Origin of the sequence: Xanthomonas sp. LF02-5 (assembly GCF_034105325.1) — a bacterium.
In the GTDB taxonomy this organism is placed as follows: Bacteria; Pseudomonadota; Gammaproteobacteria; order Xanthomonadales; family Xanthomonadaceae; genus Xanthomonas_A; species Xanthomonas_A sontii.
Genome location: NZ_JAXGGF010000001.1, coordinates 1,186,119 through 1,204,578 on the forward strand (window position 1 = coordinate 1,186,119; position 18,460 = coordinate 1,204,578).

The 18,460-nt window shown below is 69.6% G+C and carries 19 protein-coding genes; 4 read left to right on the top strand and 15 right to left on the bottom strand.

Annotated elements, in window-relative coordinates:
• Positions 1-1,488, bottom strand: a complete 1,488-nt coding sequence (locus tag SLW52_RS05175; RefSeq protein WP_320739238.1) for an efflux transporter outer membrane subunit — start codon at positions 1,486-1,488, stop codon at positions 1-3.
• Positions 1,489-1,675: 187 nt separating this feature from the next.
• Here SLW52_RS05175 and SLW52_RS05180 point away from each other — a divergent pair, with 187 nt between their 5' ends.
• Entirely contained in the window at positions 1,676-3,406 is a 1,731-nt protein-coding gene (locus SLW52_RS05180) for a glycoside hydrolase family 9 protein (RefSeq protein ID WP_267099537.1), read from the top strand.
• A 272-nt stretch (positions 3,407-3,678) separates the two neighbouring features.
• Here SLW52_RS05180 and upp read toward each other — a convergent pair whose 3' ends face one another.
• From upp to SLW52_RS05225, 9 genes are all read right to left on the bottom strand, one after another.
• Positions 3,679-4,311, bottom strand: a complete 633-nt coding sequence (gene upp / locus SLW52_RS05185; RefSeq protein ID WP_017910423.1) for a uracil phosphoribosyltransferase — start codon at positions 4,309-4,311, stop codon at positions 3,679-3,681.
• A 123-nt stretch (positions 4,312-4,434) separates the two neighbouring features.
• Positions 4,435-6,600 (bottom strand): methyl-accepting chemotaxis protein, encoded by a 2,166-nt coding sequence (locus SLW52_RS05190; protein ID WP_320739236.1) that lies wholly within the window; start codon positions 6,598-6,600, stop codon positions 4,435-4,437.
• Between the two features lie 328 nt (positions 6,601-6,928).
• Positions 6,929-7,261: a non-heme iron oxygenase ferredoxin subunit gene (locus tag SLW52_RS05195; protein WP_017915885.1), complete on the bottom strand. Its 333-nt coding sequence runs from the start codon at positions 7,259-7,261 to the stop codon at positions 6,929-6,931.
• Positions 7,258-7,794 (bottom strand): GNAT family N-acetyltransferase, encoded by a 537-nt coding sequence (locus SLW52_RS05200; RefSeq protein ID WP_267103156.1) that lies wholly within the window; start codon positions 7,792-7,794, stop codon positions 7,258-7,260. Before SLW52_RS05200 ends, SLW52_RS05195 begins: the two co-directional genes overlap by 4 nt.
• 161 nt (positions 7,795-7,955) lie before the next feature.
• Positions 7,956-9,206, bottom strand: coding sequence for a cysteine desulfurase (locus tag SLW52_RS05205; protein ID WP_320739233.1), 1,251 nt, complete (start codon positions 9,204-9,206; stop codon positions 7,956-7,958).
• On the bottom strand, positions 9,203-10,465 hold the full coding sequence (gene sufD / locus SLW52_RS05210) for a Fe-S cluster assembly protein SufD (protein ID WP_320739231.1): 1,263 nt from the start codon (positions 10,463-10,465) through the stop codon (positions 9,203-9,205). Before sufD ends, SLW52_RS05205 begins: the two co-directional genes overlap by 4 nt.
• Entirely contained in the window at positions 10,462-11,229 is a 768-nt protein-coding gene (sufC, locus tag SLW52_RS05215) for a Fe-S cluster assembly ATPase SufC (protein WP_152239152.1), read from the bottom strand. The genes sufD and sufC overlap by 4 nt, the downstream gene beginning before the upstream one ends.
• Positions 11,230-11,394: 165 nt before the next feature.
• Positions 11,395-12,837 carry a Fe-S cluster assembly protein SufB gene (gene sufB / locus SLW52_RS05220; protein WP_017909661.1) on the bottom strand — a complete coding sequence of 481 codons (1,443 nt, stop codon included), beginning with the start codon at positions 12,835-12,837 and terminating at the stop codon, positions 11,395-11,397.
• A 15-nt stretch (positions 12,838-12,852) separates the two neighbouring features.
• Positions 12,853-13,311, bottom strand: a complete 459-nt coding sequence (locus tag SLW52_RS05225; protein WP_017909662.1) for an SUF system Fe-S cluster assembly regulator — start codon at positions 13,309-13,311, stop codon at positions 12,853-12,855.
• 196 nt (positions 13,312-13,507) lie between these two features.
• Between SLW52_RS05225 and SLW52_RS05230 the strand changes: the two genes are divergently transcribed.
• Together SLW52_RS05230 and SLW52_RS05235 are read left to right on the top strand one after the other, a co-directional pair.
• The gene (locus SLW52_RS05230; protein ID WP_320739229.1) at positions 13,508-13,975 is read left to right on the top strand and encodes an SET domain-containing protein-lysine N-methyltransferase; all 468 of its coding nucleotides are present in this window, start codon (positions 13,508-13,510) and stop codon (positions 13,973-13,975) included.
• A gap of 107 nt (positions 13,976-14,082) precedes the next feature.
• Positions 14,083-14,619: a type 1 glutamine amidotransferase domain-containing protein gene (locus SLW52_RS05235; RefSeq protein WP_267094153.1), complete on the top strand. Its 537-nt coding sequence runs from the start codon at positions 14,083-14,085 to the stop codon at positions 14,617-14,619.
• A gap of 135 nt (positions 14,620-14,754) precedes the next feature.
• On the opposite strand, the gene SLW52_RS05240 is transcribed toward SLW52_RS05235, so the two are convergent.
• The 5 genes from SLW52_RS05240 to SLW52_RS05260 form a co-directional block, all read right to left on the bottom strand.
• Entirely contained in the window at positions 14,755-15,351 is a 597-nt protein-coding gene (locus SLW52_RS05240) for a DUF1439 domain-containing protein (RefSeq protein WP_017913835.1), read from the bottom strand.
• 89 nt (positions 15,352-15,440) lie between these two features.
• The gene (locus tag SLW52_RS05245) at positions 15,441-15,740 is read right to left on the bottom strand and encodes a DUF3861 family protein (RefSeq protein ID WP_320739227.1); all 300 of its coding nucleotides are present in this window, start codon (positions 15,738-15,740) and stop codon (positions 15,441-15,443) included.
• 94 nt (positions 15,741-15,834) lie between these two features.
• Complete coding sequence (locus SLW52_RS05250; RefSeq protein WP_320739225.1) at positions 15,835-16,401, bottom strand: M23 family metallopeptidase; 567 nt, start codon at positions 16,399-16,401, stop codon at positions 15,835-15,837.
• 4 nt (positions 16,402-16,405) lie between these two features.
• Positions 16,406-17,110, bottom strand: a complete 705-nt coding sequence (locus SLW52_RS05255; RefSeq protein ID WP_320739224.1) for a tellurite resistance TerB family protein — start codon at positions 17,108-17,110, stop codon at positions 16,406-16,408.
• A gap of 143 nt (positions 17,111-17,253) precedes the next feature.
• Positions 17,254-17,652: an HU family DNA-binding protein gene (locus tag SLW52_RS05260; RefSeq protein WP_026143706.1), complete on the bottom strand. Its 399-nt coding sequence runs from the start codon at positions 17,650-17,652 to the stop codon at positions 17,254-17,256.
• Positions 17,653-17,940: 288 nt separating this feature from the next.
• On the opposite strand from SLW52_RS05260, the gene SLW52_RS05265 reads away from it, so the two are divergent.
• Positions 17,941-18,372: an OsmC family protein gene (locus tag SLW52_RS05265; RefSeq protein ID WP_017910837.1), complete on the top strand. Its 432-nt coding sequence runs from the start codon at positions 17,941-17,943 to the stop codon at positions 18,370-18,372.
• The last annotated feature ends 88 nt before the right edge of the window (positions 18,373-18,460 follow it).

Here is an 18,460-nt window from a genome sequence, read left to right on the forward strand (position 1 = left end):
TTACTCCGGGAGGACAGGAGCCGGCGTGGCGCCCGGCGAGGCGCCGCGCACGGCGGGGAGACGGGCGCTGTCCCAGTCGCCGCCCAGCGCGACCAGCAGCGCGACCTGGGCGCCGAACTGGCGCGATTGCACCTGCAGCAAGCTGCGTTGCGCGTCCAGCGCGTTGGCCTGCGCGGTGATGACGGCGCTGTACAGCGCGGTGCCGGCCCGGTATTGGTCCATCAGCACGCGCTCGGCCTGCTGCGCGGCGTCGGCGGCGCGCCGCTGTTGCTGCTCCTCGCGCGCCAGTTCGCGCGTGGCGGCGAGCTGGTCCTCCACGCCCTGGAACGCGCTCAATACGGTCTGCCGATAGGTCGCCGCGGTCGCGTCGAAGGTGGCTTGCGCCTGCGCGCGCTGCGCGCGGCGGGCGCCGCCGTCGAACAGCGTGCCGGCCAGCGCTGCGCCCACCGCCCAGACCCGGTTCGGCACGCTCAGCAGCGAGGCCAGCCCGGCACCGTCGTAGCCACCGCTGGCGCTCAGCGACAGGTTCGGGAACCAGGCCGCCACGGCCATGCCGATGCCGGCGTTGGCCGCGGCCATGCGCCGTTCGGCGCCGGCGATGTCCGGGCGCCGCTGCAGCAGCACCGAGGGCAGGGCCTCCGGCGTTGGCGGCAGCGCCGGCAGCGGTGCGTCGCTGGCCGCCAGCGAGAACTCGGAAGGGGTTCGGCCGAGCAGCACCGCCAGCGCGTGGTCCAGTTGCCGGCGCGACAGCGCCAGATCGGTCGATGCGGCTTCGGTGCTGTGCAGGGTGGCCTCGGCCGCGGCCACATCGGCGTCGCTGGCAACGCCGGCGCGCACCCGCGCCTGGGTCAGCCGCAGCGCGTCGCGGTAGCCGGCGAGGGTGCGCTGGTACAGCGCCAGGGTCTGGTCGTCGAAGCGCAACTGCAGGTAATCGGCGACCACCGCGGCCTGCAGCGACAGCCGCGCCTGCGCCAGATCGGCGGCGCTGGCCTGGGCGTTGTCGCCGGCCTGTTCGACGCTGCGCCGGACCTTGCCCCAGAAGTCAGGCTCCCAACTGGCGCTGAACCCCAGCGTATCGGCGTCGCGCAGCCCCGGCTTGGGGGTGACGCTGCGCTCGCGCGTGGCCGCGGCCTGCACGCCCAGCGTCGGCGCCTCGGCCGCCCGCGCGCTGCCGACCAGCGCCTGCGCCTGCCGATAGCGCGCCTCGGCCTGGCGCAGGGTCTGGTTGGCGCGGTCGGCCTGTTCGACCAGGACATCCAGCTGCGGATCGCCATAGCGGGTCCACCACGCCACCGCCGGGTCGGCGGCGGCCGGTGCGGCGGGCGTCCAGCGGCCGTCGGCCTCTTCGAACGGCTGCTGCGCGGCGGCCGGCGGCGCCGGGCGCACGTAGTCCGGGCCGGCCATGCAGCCGCCGAGCAGCAGCACACTCAGCAGCGGCACGAGCGGCACCAGGCGGCGGGAAACGGGCGGTGGGGGCAGGGCGGTCACGGAGCGGCGCCGGCAGCGGGGACAGGCCATCACCGTAGGCGCCGCATGGCGACCCCACGCTGACGCCTCACTGACGGCGCTGTCAGAAACGCAGCATGCGGCCGTCCAACGCCGCGTCTTGAACCGCTGCCAGCGCGTCCGCAACGTGGTGCTTGCAGCCGTCATCATGGCCGGCCAGTATCGGCGCATGAAGCTGCCCCATGCCCTGTCCTGCCTGTTCCTCGCCTGCCTGTTGCTGGGCGGCTGCACCTCGCATGCCGACACCACCGTGCCGTCGCCGATCCGCCTGAACCAGGTCGGTTTCCTGCCTGCCGCGAGCAAGCTGGCGGTGGTGCCGGATGGGCATGGCGACGCGTTCTCAATTGTGCGCGCCGACAGCGACGAGGTGGTGCTGCGCGGCACCCTCGGCGCCGCCGCGGCGTGGCCGCCGGCGCAGCAGACCGTGCGCATCGCCGATTTCTCCGCGTTGCGCACGCCGGGCCGCTACCGCCTGCAGGTCGACGGCCTGCCGCCCTCGGACAGCTTCGCCATCGGCGAAGACGCCTACAACGCGCTGTCGCGCGCCGCGCTCAAGGCCTACTACTACAACCGTGCCAGCACCGCGCTGGACGGCACCTACGCCGGCCGCCACGCGCGCGCTGCCGGCCATCCCGACGACCACGTGCTGGTGCATGCCTCGGCGGCCTCGCCGGAGCGCCCGGCCGGTACCGTGATCGCCGCGCCCAAGGGCTGGTACGACGCCGGCGACTACAACAAGTACGTGGTCAGCTCCGGCATCACCGTCTATACCCTGCTGGCCGCCTACGAACAGTTCCCCACCTACTTCAGCACGCACCCGGAAGGCATTCCCGACAGCGGCGGCGACGTGCCGGACATCCTGCGCGAGGTCGACTGGAACCTGCAGTGGCTGCTGGCGATGCAGGACCCGCACGACGGCGGCGTGTACCACAAGCTCACCAACCTGGACTTCGCCGGCATGCAGATGCCGGACCAGGCGCGCGCACCGCGCTACGTGGTGCAGAAGAGCACCGCCGCCACGCTCGACTTCGCCGCGGTGATGGCCCAGGCCAGCCGCATCTACGCGCCGTACGATGCGCAGTTCGGCGGCATCTCCACGCGCATGCTGGAGGCCTCGCGGCGCGCCTGGGCGTGGGCGCAGGCGCATCCGGACGTGGCCTACCGTCAGCCGGATGACGTGCACACCGGCGCCTACGACGACACCGAGTTCGACGACGAGTTCGCCTGGGCCGCGACCGAGTTGTATCTGGCCACCGCCGACGACGCCTTCTACGAGGCGGCGATGGCGCGCAAGGTGCCGGCCAGCGTGCCCGACTGGCGCCAGGTCGGCGGGCTGGCGTGGATGTCGCTGGCGCAGCACCGCGCGCGGCTGACCCCGCGTGCCGACCAGGCGCGCATCGCCGACGAGATCGAGGGCCTGGCCGATCACCTGGTGCAGGTGTGGCAGGGCTCGGCCTGGCGCGTGACCATGCGCGACGCCGATTTCCACTGGGGCAGCAACGCCACCGCGATGAACCAGGCGATGATGCTGCTGCAGGCCTACCAGTTGCAGCACAAGCCCGAATACCTGCAGGCCGCGCAGTCGCAGCTGGACTACGTGCTCGGCCGCAACCCGCTGGGCATGTCCTTCGTCACCGGCATCGGCGCGCGCTCGCCGATGCACATCCACCATCGCATCTCCATCGCCGACGGCGTCGCCACGCCGGTGCCGGGATGGCTGGTGGGCGGTCCGCAGCCGGGGCAGCAGGACGCCGACGCGTGCAAGCACGCCTACACGTCGTCGCTGCCGGCGCTGTCGTACCTGGACAAGGAATGCAGCTACGCCACCAACGAAGTGGCGATCAACTGGAATGCGCCGCTGGTGTACGTGAGCGCCGCGCTGCAGGTGCTGCAGCGCTGATGCTGGACGGCGCGGATGGCGCCGCTCAGGGCGTGTCACCGATTCCCGAGTATGCCGCGTTGGGTCTGGCAGGCGCGCTGCCGGCGTTGGCCGTCAGGTCAAGCCGCGCGGCGCCGGCAGCGCGCCTGCCAGGCCCAACCCGAAGGGCCGCGATTGCGCGCGCCCATGGCCGCGTTATCGCTCGGGCGTGGACGCACATCCACTTCCTCGTTCTTCCTTGCCACAGGCATGCGCAACCGCGGCGCGGCATGCTCGGGGATTGATGACACGCCCTAGCCCAGACGGGTGCCGAAGATGCGGTCGCCGGCGTCGCCCAGGCCTGGCAGGATGTAGCCCTTCTCGTTGAGATGGTCGTCGATGGCGGCGGTGTACACCTCCACGTCCGGGTGCGCCGCTTCCAGGGCCTGCAGGCCTTCCGGCGCGGCGACCAGGAAGATGCCCTTGATCCGCCGCGCGCCGGCGCGCTTGAGCATGTCCACGGTGGCGATGAGGGTGCCGCCGGTGGCCAGCATCGGATCCAGGATCAGCGCGTCGCGCTCCTCCAGTCGTCCGGTGAGACGTTCGAAATAGGGCACCGGCTGCAGCGTCTCCTCGTCGCGCTGCAGGCCGACCACGCTGACCCGCGCGGCGGGAATCAGCGCCAGCACGCCCGGCAGCATGCCCAGTCCCGCGCGCAGGATCGGCACCAGGGTGATCTTGGCGCCGGCGATGCGCTGCACCTGGGTCGGGCCGGCCCAACCCTCCATGGTGTGGGTCTCGGTCTCCAGGTCGGCGGTGGCCTCGTAGCCGAGCAGGGTGCCCAGCTCGGTGACCAGTTCGCGGAAGCCCTTGGTGCTCAGCGCCGCGTCGCGCAACAGGCCGATCTTGTGCTGTACCAGCGGGTGACGGACTTCGACGATCTTCATGGGCGCGCTCGCAAGGGGGGGCGCACAGTGTGCCGCAGCCGGCTCCGGCGCCGCCAGGTGTGGGCGCCAGCGCGCGGCGGGTGACGCGCCGGGAAGGCGCATCACCCGCCGTGCCGAGGCGACTCAGGCCGCGGGGTCGAGCATCTCGGCCGCACGCGTGCGTGGCGCTGTTGCGCTGCGCATCGCGGTACTGCGGGTGTCGATCTTGAACAGCGCCACCGCCTGGGTGAGTTGGCCGGCCTGGTCTTCCATCGAGCGCGCCGCCGCCGTGGCTTCCTCCACCAGTGCCGCATTCTGCTGGGTGGCCTCGTCCATCTGGGTGACGGTCTGGTTGACCTGCTCGATGCCCGCCGACTGTTCTTGCGACGCCGCCGAGATCTCGCCCATGATGTCGGTCACCCGCTGCACCGAGCCCACGATCTCCTGCATGGTCTTGCCGGCCTGGTCGACCAGGGCAGATCCCTCGGCAACGCGGCCGACCGACTCGTCGATCAGCGTCTTGATCTCCTTGGCGGCGTTGGCCGAGCGCTGCGCCAGGGTCCTGACTTCGGTGGCGACGACCGCGAAGCCGCGGCCCTGGTCGCCGGCGCGGGCGGCTTCGACCGCGGCGTTGAGTGCCAGGATGTTGGTCTGGAAGGCGATGCCGTCGATCACCGAGATGATGTCGGCGATCTTCTTCGACGAGGCCTCGATGCCGCTCATGGTTTCGACCACCTGGCCCACCACCATGCCGCCCTGCGAGGCCACCGAGGCGGCACCGACCGCCAACTGGTTGGCCTGGCGGGCGTGTTCGGCGTTCTGGCGCACGGTCGAGGTCAACTCTTCCATCGAGGCCGCGGTTTCCTCCAGGCTGGCGGCCTGCTGCTCGGTGCGGCGCGACAGGTCGTCGTTTCCGCTGGCGATCTCGCTGGCGGCGGCGCTGATGCTGCTGGCCGCGGTCTGGATGCGCGCGACGATGCCGGTCAACTGGTCGGTGGTGGCGTTGGCGTCCTCGCGCATCCGTGCGAACACGCCGTGGAAGTCGCCATGCATGCGGGTGGTGAGGTCGCCCGCAGCGATGGACTGCAGCAACGCCGACAGCTTGCCCAGATTGACGTCGCTGACCTCCATCATCGCGTTGAGGTCCTGCACCATCAGGCGGAAGTCGTGCTGGAAGCGCGCGGCATCGCCGCGGGCGCTGAAGTCGCCGGCCGCCGCTGCGGCGGCCAGGCGCTTGATCTCGGTATTGATCGCCAGCAGGCTGGCCTTGGCCGCATCCATCGACTCGTGCAGCACCGCACGGCTGCCGGGCAGCCGGCGCGCATCGCGGCGCAGATCGCCGTTGGCGTATTCGTTGAGGATCTCGACCGCCTCGACGATGGCGTCCAGGTGCTCGAACATCATGGTGTTGATGCCCTTGCTCAGTTCGCCGTACACGCCGGGGAAGTCCTGCGGCATGCGGTGGCTGATGTCCTTGTCGGCATGCAGCTCAATCATCAAGGCGGTTTCGCGGGAGAAGCGCTGCAACTGGGTCTGCATGCGGCCCATCGCGACCAAAAGGCGGCCGGGCTCGTCGCGCGCGTCGGTGGCCACGTCGTTGTCCAGGCGGCCGTCGGCGATGGCTTCGGCGGCGCGGGTGGCGCGGGCCAGCGGCACGGTCAGGCTGCGGGTGATCAGCCAGGCCAGCAGGCTGCTGACCAACACCACGGCCAGGCCGCCGGCGATCAGCAGGAAGCGGCCGCGCGCCATCACCGCGGTCGCGTCGGCATAGGCCTGTTCGCCGTTGTGGCGCTGCCATCCGGCGTAGGCGCCGATCGCCTCGCGCCAACGTTGAGTCGCCGGCGCGGCCTGCTGCAGCAGCACCTTCATCGCCTCGTCGGACTTGTAGGTCAGGCCCAGTTCCAGCACTTGCTGGTTGACCTCGCTCGCCTGCGCGTAGGTCCGGTTCATCTGCTCGCGCAAGGCGCGATCGCGCGCGCTGGTGGCGGGGATGGCGAACAGCTTGGTGCAGTATTCGCGATAACGGCGCAGTTCCGTCACCATGATCTTGGCGAAGGCGATGTTCTCTTCCTGCGTGGTCGGCAGCACGATGTTGCGCAACTGGATGCCGATGTCCGAGCTGGCATCGAGCATTTCGTTGCTATAGACGATGCTGGACACGGTGCGGCGGGCGACGGTGTCCAACTGGCTGCGCGCCTGCGACAGGGTGACCAGGCCGCCGACCACCAGCCCGCAGGACAGCAGGATGAGCAGGCCGAACGCGATGGAGAGGCGTCTGGAGACGTTAAAGCGGTGCAGAAGAGCGGTCATGCTCTGGTCCTAGCAAGGGGGATGGGAGTACCAGGGGTGGTCGCGTAATAGCCGATACGAAATGCAATGGATATTTCACGTAATCGTGACGAAGTTGCATATTCGTCTACATCGTCTCCCCTTAGCGGCCGAGGGATCGGGATCTTGAATCGGATCGATCGAGATGGCCTTTCCATCCCGGTTGCCGCCTTGACTGCGCGCACGCACAACGTGCCAGCAAGCGTTGCGCTTGCTGCAGGTAGGGGAGCTTGATGTGGCGATCGCCGTGAGCGGCGCTGCAGAGATGGCGAAGGCGGTCAGCGCCGGTTCGCGACGAAAACGCGTGGCCTCAACCGCGGTCGTCGCGGGTCCACAGCCCGCCGTGTTCGGACTTCACCGGAAACTTCGGCACCGGGCCGTAGGCCGGCGCGCACAGGGCGCGACCGTCGCGCACGTCGAAGCGGGCGCCGTGCAGCACGCACTCGATGCTGCCGGCAGCAGGGTCGAAGGTGCCGGGGGACAGCTCGTAGTCCTCGTGGCTGCAGCGGTCTTCCAGCGCATAGAACTGGCCGTCGAAGTTGAACACCACGATCGGCGTGTCGGTCACCTCGTCCCACACCGTCTTCATTTCGCCCGGCAGCAGTTCGCCGTCGGCGCAGACGAAGGTCCAGGTCTCGCTCATGCGGCACCGCCCAGCGGCTTTTCCAGCACCTCGAAACGCAGGTCTTCGCGCTTTGGCAGGCCGAAGCGCGCGTCGCCGTACGGAAACGGCTTCTTGATGCCGGTGCGACGATAGCCGCGGCGCTCGTAGAAGGCGATGAGTTCCTCGCGCAGGTCGATCACCGTCATCCGCATCAGCGGCAATCGCCATTCCTGCCAGGCGATGCGCTCGGCCTCGGCCAGCACGGTCTTGCCCAGGCCGCTGCCCTGCGCCTGCGGCTGCACCGAGAACATGCCGAAATAGCCGGCGCCGTCCTCGTCGGCGACATGCGCGCAGGCGATCAATTCGCCATCGCGCTCGGCCAGCAACACCACGCTGCGCGGACGCAGGATGTCGGTGCGCAGCACCTCGCGGTCGATGCGGTTGCCGTCGAGCAGGTCGGCTTCGGTGGTCCAGCCGACGCGGCTGCTGTCGCCACGATAGGCCGAGGTGACCAGCGCGGCGATGGCGTCGAGATCGTCGACGGTGGCGGTGCGGAAGGTGAGGGTGTGCATGGGCCGATTCTAGGGCGTGCCGCCGGGAATGGGGAATGGTGAATCGGGAATCGGAATGCGCGCTCTCAAGGAGGCGAGGACACCTCTTGCCCGCTAGGCACAGTCCGTGCGTGGAGTGCTTTGCCGATTCCCGATTCCCTGCTCCCGATTCTCAGCTTCAATCACCCCAACAGCGCCCGCACCTTCCGCAGCGCCACCACGAAACGCTCGATCTCGGCATGCGTGTTGTAGAACGCCAGCGAGGCGCGGCAGGTGGCGGCGACGCCGTAGAACTGCAGCAGCGGGTGCGCGCAGTGCTGGCCGGAGCGCACGGCCACGCCTTCCAGGTCGAGCAGGGTGGCCAGGTCGTGGGCGTGGGCGCCCTCGATCAGGAACGAGACCACCGCGGCCTTGCCCGGCGCGGTGCCGAACAGGCGCAGGCCGTCGATCCGCTGCAGTTCCTCGGTGAGGTGCGCGAGCAGTTCGCTCTCGCGCGCTTCCACGTGCTGCAGTCCGATCCCCTGCAGATAGTCCACCGCCGCGCCGAGGCCGACGAAACCGGCGATGTTGGGGGTGCCGGCCTCGAACTTGTGCGGCGGGTCGTTGAACACGGTGCCGTCGAAGCTGACTTCCTTGATCATCTCGCCGCCGCCCAGGAACGGCGGCATCGCCTGCAGGTGCTCGCGCCGCGCCCACAACGCGCCGGTGCCGGTCGGGCCGCACATCTTGTGGCCGGTGATGGCGTAGAAGTCGCAGCCGATCGCGGCCACGTCCAGCGGCCGGTGCGGCGCGGCCTGCGAGCCGTCGATGACGCTGACGATGCCGCGCTTGCGCGCCTCGCGGCAGATCTCGCGCACCGGGTTGACCGTGCCCAGCACGTTGGAGACGTGCGCCAGGGCTAGCAGCTTGACGTCGGCGGTCATCGCCGCGCGCAGTGCGTCCAGGTCCAGCGCGCCGTCGGCGGTGATCTCGGCGACCTTGACCGTGGCGCCGGTGCGCTGCGCGACCAGTTGCCAGGGCACGATGTTGGCGTGGTGTTCCATGCGCGACACCAGGATGGTGTCGCCGGCGCGCAGCCGCGGCAGTGCCCACGAGTACGCCACCAGGTTCAGCGCGAAGGTGGCGCCGCTGCACAGCACCAGTTCGTCGGCGCGCACGTTGAGGAAGCGCGCCAGCCGGGTCCGTGCGCCTTCGTAGGCCTCGGTGGCCTCGCTGCCGAGCGCGTGCACCGCGCGGCTGACGTTGGCGTTGTGGCGGCGATAGAACGCGTCGGTCGCCGCGATCACCTGCAGCGGCTTCTGCCCGGTGTTGGCGTTGTCGAAGTACACCAGCGGCTTGCCGTGCACTTCCCGCATCAGCAGCGGGAAGTCGCGGCGGACCGCATCCCAGTCCGGCGCCTGCGGCGCGGCGCTGTGCGCGGCGGGCCCGTTCATGCCACGCCCGCGTCGCTCAGCGCCCGCTCCAGCCGCGCCAGCAGGCCTTCGCTCAGCGCCGGCTCCAATGCGCGCAGCGGTTCGCGGCAGAACGCGGCGGTCAGCAGTTGCTGCGCGCGTTCCTGCGGCAGGCCGCGCGAGCGCAGGTAGAACAGCGCATTGGCATCGAGCTGGCCAACGGTGGCGCCGTGCGCGGCCTTGACCTCGTCGGCATCGATCACCAGCACCGGCTGGGTATCGATCTCGGCGTCGGCGGAGAGCAGCAGGTTCTTGTTCGACAGCGCCGCGTCGGTGCCGTCGGCGCCGTGGCGGATGCGGATGCCGCCATGGAAGGCGACGCGGCTGCGCCCGGTGGCGACACCGCGCCACAGCAGCTCGCAGGCGGTGTCGCGGGCGATGTGCTCGATGCCCAGGCGGGTGTCGAGCTGGCGCCGGCCGTTGCCGAGCAGCACGCCGTTGGCGACCAGTCGGGCGTTGTCGCCCTCCAGGCGCACGTTGAGTTCGTGCCGGGCCAGCGCGCCGCCCAGTTCGAGGTCCACACGCCGGTACTGCGCGTCGCGCGCCAGCACCGCATCGGTACGCAGCAGCGCGGTGACGCCGGCCGCCTCGTCCTGGACGCGGGCGTGGCTCAGTTGCGCGCCGGCGGCCAGATGCACGTGCGCCAGGCTGTTGCTCAGGTGCGCGGCATCGCCGGCATGCAGATGATGCTCGACCAGCGCCAGCGTCGCGTCCTGGCGCAGTTCGATCAGGTGGCGGTGGTGCCAGGCCAGGTCGGCCTCGGCGGCGGTGGAGACGAACACCAGGTGCAGCGGCTGCTCCACGCGCACGCCGGCGTCCACCCGCAGCACGCAGCCTTCGTCGGCGAGGGCGGCGTTGAGCTGGGCGAACACCTCGTCGCTGCGTTCGAAGCGGCGGCCGAGGAAGCGCATGGCAGCGTCGCCGCTGCGCAGGATGGTCGACAGCCGCTGCAGCTCCACCCCGGTCGGCAGGCCGCTCAGATCCGACAGCGCATCGCTGGCGCGGCCGTTGACGAACACCAGGCGCGGCGCCGGGATACCGTCGAGCAAGGCCGCGTCCACCGCCGGCGCGGTCTGCGGTGCAGGCGCGAAGCTGCGCCGTTCCAGTGCGCGCAGCGAGGTGTATTTCCAGGCTTCGCTGCGCGTGCCGGGCAGGCCGTCGCGCAGCGCCTGCTCCAGCGGCGCGCGGCGTGCGGCATCGCCGTGGAACGCGGCGGCCAGCGAGTCGAGCAGGGCGCTCATTGCACTGCCGCCTCGGGCGCCACGCGCTCCTTCAGCCAGGCATAGCCGTGCGCTTCCAGCTCCAGCGCCAGCTCGGGGCCGCCGGTCTGCACGATGCGGCCGTCGGCCAGCACATGCACCACGTCCGGCTTGATGTAGTCGAGCAGGCGCTGGTAGTGGGTGATCACCACGAACGCGCGCTCCGGCGAGCGCAGCGCGTTGACGCCTTCGGCCACGGTCTTGAGCGCGTCGATGTCCAGGCCGCTGTCGGTCTCGTCGAGAATCGCCAGCTTCGGCTCCAGCACCGCCAGCTGGAAGATCTCGTTGCGCTTCTTCTCGCCGCCGGAGAAGCCCTCGTTGACGCCGCGGTGCAGCAGTTCGTCCTTCAGGTGCAGCACCGCCAGCTTCTGCCGGACCAGCTTGAGGAACTGCATCGAATCCAGCTCGGCCTCGCCACGCGCCTTGCGCTGCGCGTTGAGCGCGGCGCGCAGGAAGTAGGTGTTGTTCACGCCGGGGATTTCCACCGGGTACTGGAAGGCCAGGAACAGGCCGGCAGCGGCGCGCTCCTCCGGTTCCAGTTCGAGCAGGTCGGCATCGTCGAAGCGCACGCTGCCGGCGGTCACTTCGTAGCCGTCGCGGCCGGCCAGCACGTTGCCCAGGGTGGACTTGCCGGCGCCGTTGGGGCCCATGATGGCGTGCACTTCGCCGGGCTTCACCTGCAGCGACAGGCCCTTGAGGATGTCCTTGCCGGCGACGGAGGCGTGGAGGTTTTCTATGGTGAGCATGGGATGGTCCGTCAGAATTCTTTGATGTAGCCCCTCTCCCACCGGGAGAGGGGTTGGGGTGAGGGGGCGGTGCGAAGCATCTCGCGGGTTTGGGTGTGCGAGGCTGCGCACGTACCCTCATCCGGCGCTTCGCGCCACCTTCTCCCAGAGGGAGAAGGAAAGGCGTCAGCCGACCGAGCCTTCCAGCGACACTTCCAGCAGCTTCTTGGCTTCCACTGCGAACTCCATCGGCAGTTCGCGGAACACCTGCTTGCAGAAGCCGTCGACGATCATCGACACCGCGTTTTCCTGGTCGATGCCGCGGGCGCGACAGTAGAACAGCTGGTCGTCGCTGATCTTGGAGGTGGTGGCCTCGTGCTCGACGGTCGCGGTCGGATGCTTGACCTCGATGTACGGGAAGGTATGCGCGCCGCACTGCTTGCCGATCAACAGCGAGTCACACTGGGTGTAGTTGCGCGCGCCCTCGGCGCTACGCTCCACCTTGACCAGCCCGCGGTAGGTGTTCTGCCCGCGGCCGGCGCTGATGCCCTTGCTGACGATCTTGCTCTTGGTGCGCTTGCCGACGTGGATCATCTTGGTGCCGGTGTCGGCCTGCTGACGGTGATGGGTCAGCGCCACCGAGTGGAACTCGCCCACCGAGTCGTCGCCCAGCAGCACGCAGGACGGGTACTTCCAGGTGATCGCCGAGCCGGTCTCGACCTGGGTCCAGGTGATCTTGCTGCGCGCGCCGCGGCACTCGCCGCGCTTGGTCACGAAGTTGTAGATGCCGCCGCGGCCTTCCTCGTCGCCCGGGTACCAGTTCTGCACGGTGGAGTACTTGATCTCCGCGTCTTCCAGCGCCACCAGCTCGACCACCGCCGCGTGCAGCTGGTTCTCGTCGCGCATCGGCGCGGTGCAGCCTTCCAGGTAGGACACGTAGGCCTTGTCCTCGCACACGATCAGGGTGCGCTCGAACTGGCCGGTGTGGCCGGCGTTGATGCGGAAATAGGTGCTCAGCTCCATCGGGCAGCGCACGCCCTTGGGGATGAACACGAAGCTGCCGTCGGAGAACACCGCCGAGTTGAGCGCGGCGAAGAAGTTGTCGCCGACCGGCACCACGCTGCCCAGGTACTGCCTGACCAGCTCCGGGTGTTCCTTGATCGCTTCGGACATCGAGCAGAAGATCACGCCCTTCTCGGCCAGTTCCTTGCGGAAGGTGGTGCCGACCGAAACGGAGTCGAACACCGCGTCCACCGCCACGCCGGCCAGCTTGGCGCGCTCGTGCAGCGGCACGCCCAGCTTGTCGTAGGTGTCCAGCAGCTCCTTGGGCACCTCGTCCAGCGAGGCGTACTTCGGGCCCTTGGGCGCGGAGTAGTAGCTCAGCGCCTGGAAGTCGATCGGCGCGATGTCCAGCTTGGCCCAGTGCGGCATCGGCATCTTCAGCCAGTGCCGGTAGGCGGCCAGGCGCCAGTCGGTCATCCATTCCGGCTCGTCCTTCTTCACGGACAGGGCGCGCACGACGTCCTCGTTCAGGCCGGGCAGGAACGAATCGGATTCGATGTCGGTGACGAAGCCGGCGTCGTAGCGACGTCCCAGCCGTTCCAGGATTTCAGCGTTTTCGGTGGCCATGGGGCTGCCTACAGGTCAGGTGGTCGCGAACCGCACGGCAATGGAACGCCGTTTCGGATCGCCGGAGGGGGGGAGGGGATGGAGCATCTGCGCCAGGGTCACGCCGCGCAGCGCGTCGGCGACCACGTCGTTGATCAGCCGCCAGTTGGAACGCACGCCACAGGTCTGGGCGATGCTGCACTGGCTGCCGTGGTGGCTGCATTCGGTGATCGCCAGCGGGCCTTCCATCGCCTCGACGATCTGGATCAGGGTGATGGCGTCGGCCGGGCGTGCCAGCCGGTAGCCGCCGCGCACGCCGCGCAGGCCCTCGACCAGGCCGGCCTGGGCCAACGGCTTGAGCAGCTTGCTGACCGTGGGCGGCTCCAGCCCGGCCTGTTCGGCCAGTTCGGTCGCGCTCAGCACTTCGTTCGGACGCGCGGCGAGCACGGTCAGCACGACGGTGGCGTAATCGGTGAGCTTGGTGACGCGGAGCATGGCGACGCGGTGGTTTTTCAATGCGGACCGAAATTGTACTCTTTTGCGCCGCAGCGTCCAACCGGGCCATTCATGTTTTCTTTCGATCGCGGCGATTCGGGGATCGCGGCGGCCGCGGTCGCCGGACCGGGAGGCGCGGGCTTGGGATCGCGGGCGATGTGCGCCAGAATCTAGGCTTTCCTGTCCGGATCGCCGCATGCCCCGCAAGATCGCCGCCCGCAAGTCCCGCATCCATGGCAACGGCGTGTTCGCCGTGCTGCCGCTCAAGAAAGGCGAGCGGGTCATCGAATACAAGGGCCGTCGCCGCAGCCACGCCGAAGTCGACCGCGACGAGGCCGGCGACGTCGAGACCGGGCACACCTTCCTGTTCACCCTCAGCGACGACTACGTGATCGACGCCAACTACGAGGGCAACGACGCGCGCTGGATCAACCACAGCTGTGCGCCGAACTGCGAAGCGGTGATCGTCGAGGCCGAGGGCAATGACCGCCGCAAGGACAAGGTGGTGATCGAGGCGTTGCGCGACATCAAGCCCGGCGAAGAACTCACCTACAACTACGGCATCACCCTGGCCGAGCGGCACACGCCACGGCTGAAGAAGATTTGGGAATGCCGCTGCGGCGCCAAGAACTGCACCGGCACCATGCTGCAGCCCAAGCGCTGAGGTCGCGTCCAGCCGTGCACGCCGCGCCGACGCGCGGTTCACGGCACTGCCACCGGCGCGTTTCTACGGTGGGACTCCCCCTACTCGAGGAGTGTCCCGTGAGCGCAATGCCTTCCCTTGCCGGCAAGCAGGTGGCTGTCCTGGCCACCGACGGTTTCGAACAGTCGGAACTGCAGGAACCCAAGCGCCTGCTCGAATCCTGGGGCGCCCAGGTCGACGTGATCGCGCCGGGCGACGCCAGCAGCATTCGCGGCTGGAACAAGAAGGACTGGGGCGACAGCGTGCCGGTGGACAAGCGCCTGCAGCAGGCCCAGGCCGGCGACTACGACGCGCTGGTGTTGCCGGGCGGCGTCATCAACCCGGACAGCCTGCGCACCGAGCCGACCGCGATCGCCTTCATCCAGTCCTTCGCCAGCGCCGGCAAGCCGGTGGCGGCAATCTGCCATGGCCCGTGGCTGCTGGCCGAGAGCGGGCTGGTGCGCGACCGCCAGGTGACCTCGTGGCCGTCGCTGAAGACCGACCTGTCCAATGCCGGCGGGCGCTGGGAGGATCAGGAGGTGGTGGTGGACGGCAATCTGATCACCAGTCGCAAGCCGGACGACATCCCGGCGTTCGCGCAGGCGGTGGCCAAGGCGCTGTGCTGAGGCCTGGCGATTCGCCTGCGCCGCCGCGATGGTGGCGGATGTGGGAGCACCTGGGAACAGAAACGGCGGCCGAGGCCGCCGTTTCTGTGTGCGCTGCTGGTGGCGGCTGCCGCCGCATCCCGGACGTCGCGTGGGTTACTGCGCGGGAAGCATGCCCGCCGGCACCAGCTTGCCGATGTCCTGGTTGAAACGCACCACCAGCGAACCGTTCTCCACGCCGGCCGACTGGATCTGCACGTCGCCCAGCATCGCGGTCAGGCGCGGATCGAGCTTGTAGATCGGCTCCTTGCGCGCGTAGTCCTCCAGCCAGGCATTGAGCAGCTCACGCGTATTGGCGTCGAGCTTGCCGCCATTGGCAGCCGGGCGGAAATCATCGATGGTCGGGGACTGCAGGTGGAAGCTCTGGCTCTGCTGGTCGTAGCGCAGGGCGCTGGTCAGCAGGACCTGGCCCAGTGGCGTCGGCGTGCCGCCGCCGGTGGCCATGCTCAGGTCGAACTGCATCTTCAGGCGATCGCCCGGCGGCAGGCTCAGCTTCGGGTCGCGGACGGTCATCTTGAGCAGCCCGCCCAACGCCTTGTGCGTCTGCGGGAAGCTGCTGTCCAGGTAATGCTGCACGTCGGCGGCACCGACGCTGACCTGGTGGCCCTGGATGGTCGGCTCGGCCTGGGCCTGGGTGGCGGTGGCGAGCGCCAGCAGCGCCGCCGCGCGCAGGGTGAACTTGCGGAAGATCATCGGGAAGCCCTGGGCGAACGAGAGGAATTCACCATAACGGTGGCCGGTGAATGCGCGATTAGCGGAACCGGCGGCGCGGGAGTCGTCGCTCAGGCGGCCGGCAGCGCCAGCCGTGTCAGCAGCGCGTCCAGCGCCGGCTGCAGCGGCGCCAGCAGTTCACGCGCCTCTCCCTCGCTGCGCTCGCCCAGGCCGCGCAGCAACTGCGTACCGACGATCAGTGCGGCGCGCTCGTCGCCGCGCAGTCCGGGCTGGCGCTGTGCCGCCTCGAGCAGGCGCATCCAGTCCTGCCGACAGCGCGCCTCCAGTTCGATGGTGCAGCGGCCCTGGCAGGGCAGGCCGTCGTCCTGGATCGGGGTGACGGTGACGCGGTAGCGTTTGGAGGCAGTCATGGCAGTGGCGCACGCGGGGTGTGCCTCCAAGATAGGCGCGCGCGAGCGGCACCACGAGCCTGTCGCTCGCGACGCTCTGTTCCAGTGCGTCCGTTCAGCGTGCCGCGCGCAGCAGCGGCAGCGGGTCGTAGGCGCCGCCTTCGGCGTAGACGCCGTAGTGCAGGTGCGGCGGCGTGCCGCGCGCGTTGCCGCTGTCGCCCACCGCGCCGAGCGGGTCGCCGGGCTGCACCAGGTCGCCGACCTGCAGCCCGGGCGCCCACGTTTCCAGGTGCGCGTAGTAGTGCCGCTGCCGGGCCGGCCCGAGCACCCAGACCTGGCGGCCGCCGAGGCCTCGGTCGGCGATGGCCACGACGATGCCGCGCGTCGCAGCCACCACCGGGGTGCCGCGCTTGGCGAAGATGTCCACGCCGGCGTGCTGGCGGTCGCGTCCGCGCGGCGCGCCGAAGGTGGCGGCCACGCGCCGCGGATCCACGCCTTCGACCGGCATGTGCAGGGCCGTCGGCGCCGGCGCGCGCGCCAACTCCCAGCCGACGCGCAGGCGCTGCGCCCACGGATGCCGCCAGGCCCAGGCGGCGGCGAGCGCCAGCGCAGCCAGCAACGCCGCACGCAGCACGTCGCGGCGCAGGCGCTGCGCTGGCGAAAGCGTGGGCGTCGCGGCCATGCGCTCAGTCCGCGTGCAGGGCAGCCGCCTGTTGCTGCAGGCGCTGCTTCAGGGCGTCGTCGATGCCGAGCTGCCGCGCCAGCTCGTCCAGGTAGCTGCGCTCCATGAAGCCCTGTTCGTCGGCGGCGAGCAAGCTGGCCAGGTACATTTCCGCGGCCATCTCGGGACTGGTCGACGCGCGCGCCACCTCGGCCGGATCCAGCGGCTTTTCCAGTTCCGCATGCAGCCACTGCTGCACGTCGGCATCGTTGCCGTGGAGGCGGGCGAACTCGCCTTCGATCAGGCGGCGCTCGTGCTCGTCTAGATGGCCATCGGCCTTGGCCGCGCCGACCAGCGCGCGCAGCACCGCCTGGCTGTGCTGCTCGACTTCCAGCGGCGGCAGCCGGTCCAGCGTCTGCGGTTCGGGTGCGGCGGCGCCGAGTTGCTGGCGGCGGTAGTCGCCGTAGGCGCGATAGGCCATCAGCCCCAGCGCGGCCAGGCCGCCGTAGGTCGCCAGCTTGCGGGTGGTGCGGTGCTTGCCAAGCAGCAGGCCGAGTGCGCCGCCGCTGAGGGCTCCCTTGCCGAAGTCGGCGTTGAGCAGACCGCCCAGGCCGCCGGCGCCGGCGTGCGCCGGTGCGGCAGGAGCACCGGTGCCGGTCTTGCCCATGGCCTGGCCGGCGGCGCCCTGCGCCGATTGCAGCAGTTGGTCGAGAAAGCCCTGTAGTTTCATGCAGGTGATCCTGTCGAAGGGAATCACCGGTATAGCGGCCGTCGCCTTAGCGGGCCGTCAACCCAGGTGCGCAGCAGACACAAAAAAAACGAGACGGCCGGGGCCGTCTCGTCGGTGTGCTTGCCTGGATCAGGCGACGCTGCTCAGAGCGCGGCGTCCTTGAGCTTCTTCAGCGGGCGCACCTTGAGCTTGGTGGTGGCCGGCTTGGCGGCGAACCACTGCTCTTCCTTGGTGAACGGGTTGATGCCCTTGCGCTTCGGCTTGGCCGGCACGCTGACGGCGGTGATCTTCAGCAGGCCCGGCAGGGTGAACGAGCCGGCGCCCTTCTTGCTGACCGAACCGGCCACGGCGTGCTCCAGCGATGCCATCACGGCGCGCACGTCCTTGGCGATCACGCCGCTGGTTTCGGCGATGTGGGCGACGAGCGCGGACTTGCTCAGCACGTCCTTGATCGGCTTGGGAGCGGCCGGCTTGGCGGCAGCCTTGGTCGCTACCTTCTTCACTGCCTTCTTCGGGGCAGCCTTTTTTGCGGTCTTTGCCATGATGTCCTGATTCCGTATTTGGTGGTTTGGGTCGCGCCGACCCCGTCGGCATGGCGAAATGTAGGGCATGTGCTACGCCGCGCCAATAGGCCGGAAGCAAAAAACGCGAATATTCGCCGCGACCGACGCCTTTTTTGCCGAGGACGGCGCCGATGCCGGCACATCCGCGGCGATGCGCCACGGCATTTTCGCTGCCGCGCGCCGCCGCCGCCGCCTTCGCGCGGAAGCACAAGCCCGTAACGCCGCCTCCCCTATGGTCCGCGCTCCACTCACCGACAGGAGCCTCGCATGGGCATTTCGCGTCACGCCACCGCGCATTGGGAAGGCGATCTCAAGACCGGCCAGGGCCGGTTGAACACGCCGCAGAGCGGCCTGCTGGAGAACACCCGCTATGCGTTCAACAGCCGCTTCGGCGACGAGAAGGGCACCAATCCGGAAGAACTGATCGCCGCCGCGCACGCCGGCTGTTTCACCATGGCGCTGTCGGCCAAGCTGACCGAAGCCGGCTTCCCGCCGACCGCGCTGGACACCCGCGCCGATGTCGACCTGTCGATGGAAGGCGGTCCCCAGCTCTCGCAGATCCGGTTGAAGGTCAAGGCCGTGGTGCCCAACATCGACGCCGCGCGCTTCCGCGAAGTGGCCGACGACGCCAAGCAGAATTGCCCGGTGTCCAAGGCGCTGAGCGCGGTGCCGATCAGCCTGGAAGCGGAACTGGGCTGAGGAATCCCAGGCGCGGCCCGGCGGCATGCCGGGCCGCGCGCGTGCGGCGCACCTGCGGCGCTACCGATGGCAGGCCAGACGCGTTGCG

Excerpts from the sequence above, each read along its gene's own strand:
- SLW52_RS05190 (WP_320739236.1), bottom strand. The coding sequence starts at position 6,600 with ATGACCGCTCTTCTGCACCGCTTTAACGTCTCCAGACGCCTCTCCATC.
- SLW52_RS05225 (WP_017909662.1), bottom strand. The coding sequence starts at position 13,311 with ATGCTCCGCGTCACCAAGCTCACCGATTACGCCACCGTCGTGCTGACC.
- SLW52_RS05180 (WP_267099537.1), top strand. The coding sequence starts at position 1,676 with ATGAAGCTGCCCCATGCCCTGTCCTGCCTGTTCCTCGCCTGCCTGTTG.
- sufD (WP_320739231.1), bottom strand. The coding sequence starts at position 10,465 with ATGAGCGCCCTGCTCGACTCGCTGGCCGCCGCGTTCCACGGCGATGCC.
- SLW52_RS05265 (WP_017910837.1), top strand. The coding sequence starts at position 17,941 with ATGGGCATTTCGCGTCACGCCACCGCGCATTGGGAAGGCGATCTCAAG.
- SLW52_RS05200 (WP_267103156.1), bottom strand. The coding sequence starts at position 7,794 with ATGCACACCCTCACCTTCCGCACCGCCACCGTCGACGATCTCGACGCC.
- SLW52_RS05245 (WP_320739227.1), bottom strand. The coding sequence starts at position 15,740 with ATGACTGCCTCCAAACGCTACCGCGTCACCGTCACCCCGATCCAGGAC.
- SLW52_RS05255 (WP_320739224.1), bottom strand. The coding sequence starts at position 17,110 with ATGAAACTACAGGGCTTTCTCGACCAACTGCTGCAATCGGCGCAGGGC.
- upp (WP_017910423.1), bottom strand. The coding sequence starts at position 4,311 with ATGAAGATCGTCGAAGTCCGTCACCCGCTGGTACAGCACAAGATCGGC.
- SLW52_RS05250 (WP_320739225.1), bottom strand. The coding sequence starts at position 16,401 with ATGGCCGCGACGCCCACGCTTTCGCCAGCGCAGCGCCTGCGCCGCGAC.
- SLW52_RS05260 (WP_026143706.1), bottom strand. The coding sequence starts at position 17,652 with ATGGCAAAGACCGCAAAAAAGGCTGCCCCGAAGAAGGCAGTGAAGAAG.
- SLW52_RS05235 (WP_267094153.1), top strand. The coding sequence starts at position 14,083 with ATGCCTTCCCTTGCCGGCAAGCAGGTGGCTGTCCTGGCCACCGACGGT.
- SLW52_RS05240 (WP_017913835.1), bottom strand. The coding sequence starts at position 15,351 with ATGATCTTCCGCAAGTTCACCCTGCGCGCGGCGGCGCTGCTGGCGCTC.
- sufB (WP_017909661.1), bottom strand. The coding sequence starts at position 12,837 with ATGGCCACCGAAAACGCTGAAATCCTGGAACGGCTGGGACGTCGCTAC.
- SLW52_RS05205 (WP_320739233.1), bottom strand. The coding sequence starts at position 9,206 with ATGAACGGGCCCGCCGCGCACAGCGCCGCGCCGCAGGCGCCGGACTGG.
- SLW52_RS05230 (WP_320739229.1), top strand. The coding sequence starts at position 13,508 with ATGCCCCGCAAGATCGCCGCCCGCAAGTCCCGCATCCATGGCAACGGC.
- SLW52_RS05195 (WP_017915885.1), bottom strand. The coding sequence starts at position 7,261 with ATGAGCGAGACCTGGACCTTCGTCTGCGCCGACGGCGAACTGCTGCCG.
- sufC (WP_152239152.1), bottom strand. The coding sequence starts at position 11,229 with ATGCTCACCATAGAAAACCTCCACGCCTCCGTCGCCGGCAAGGACATC.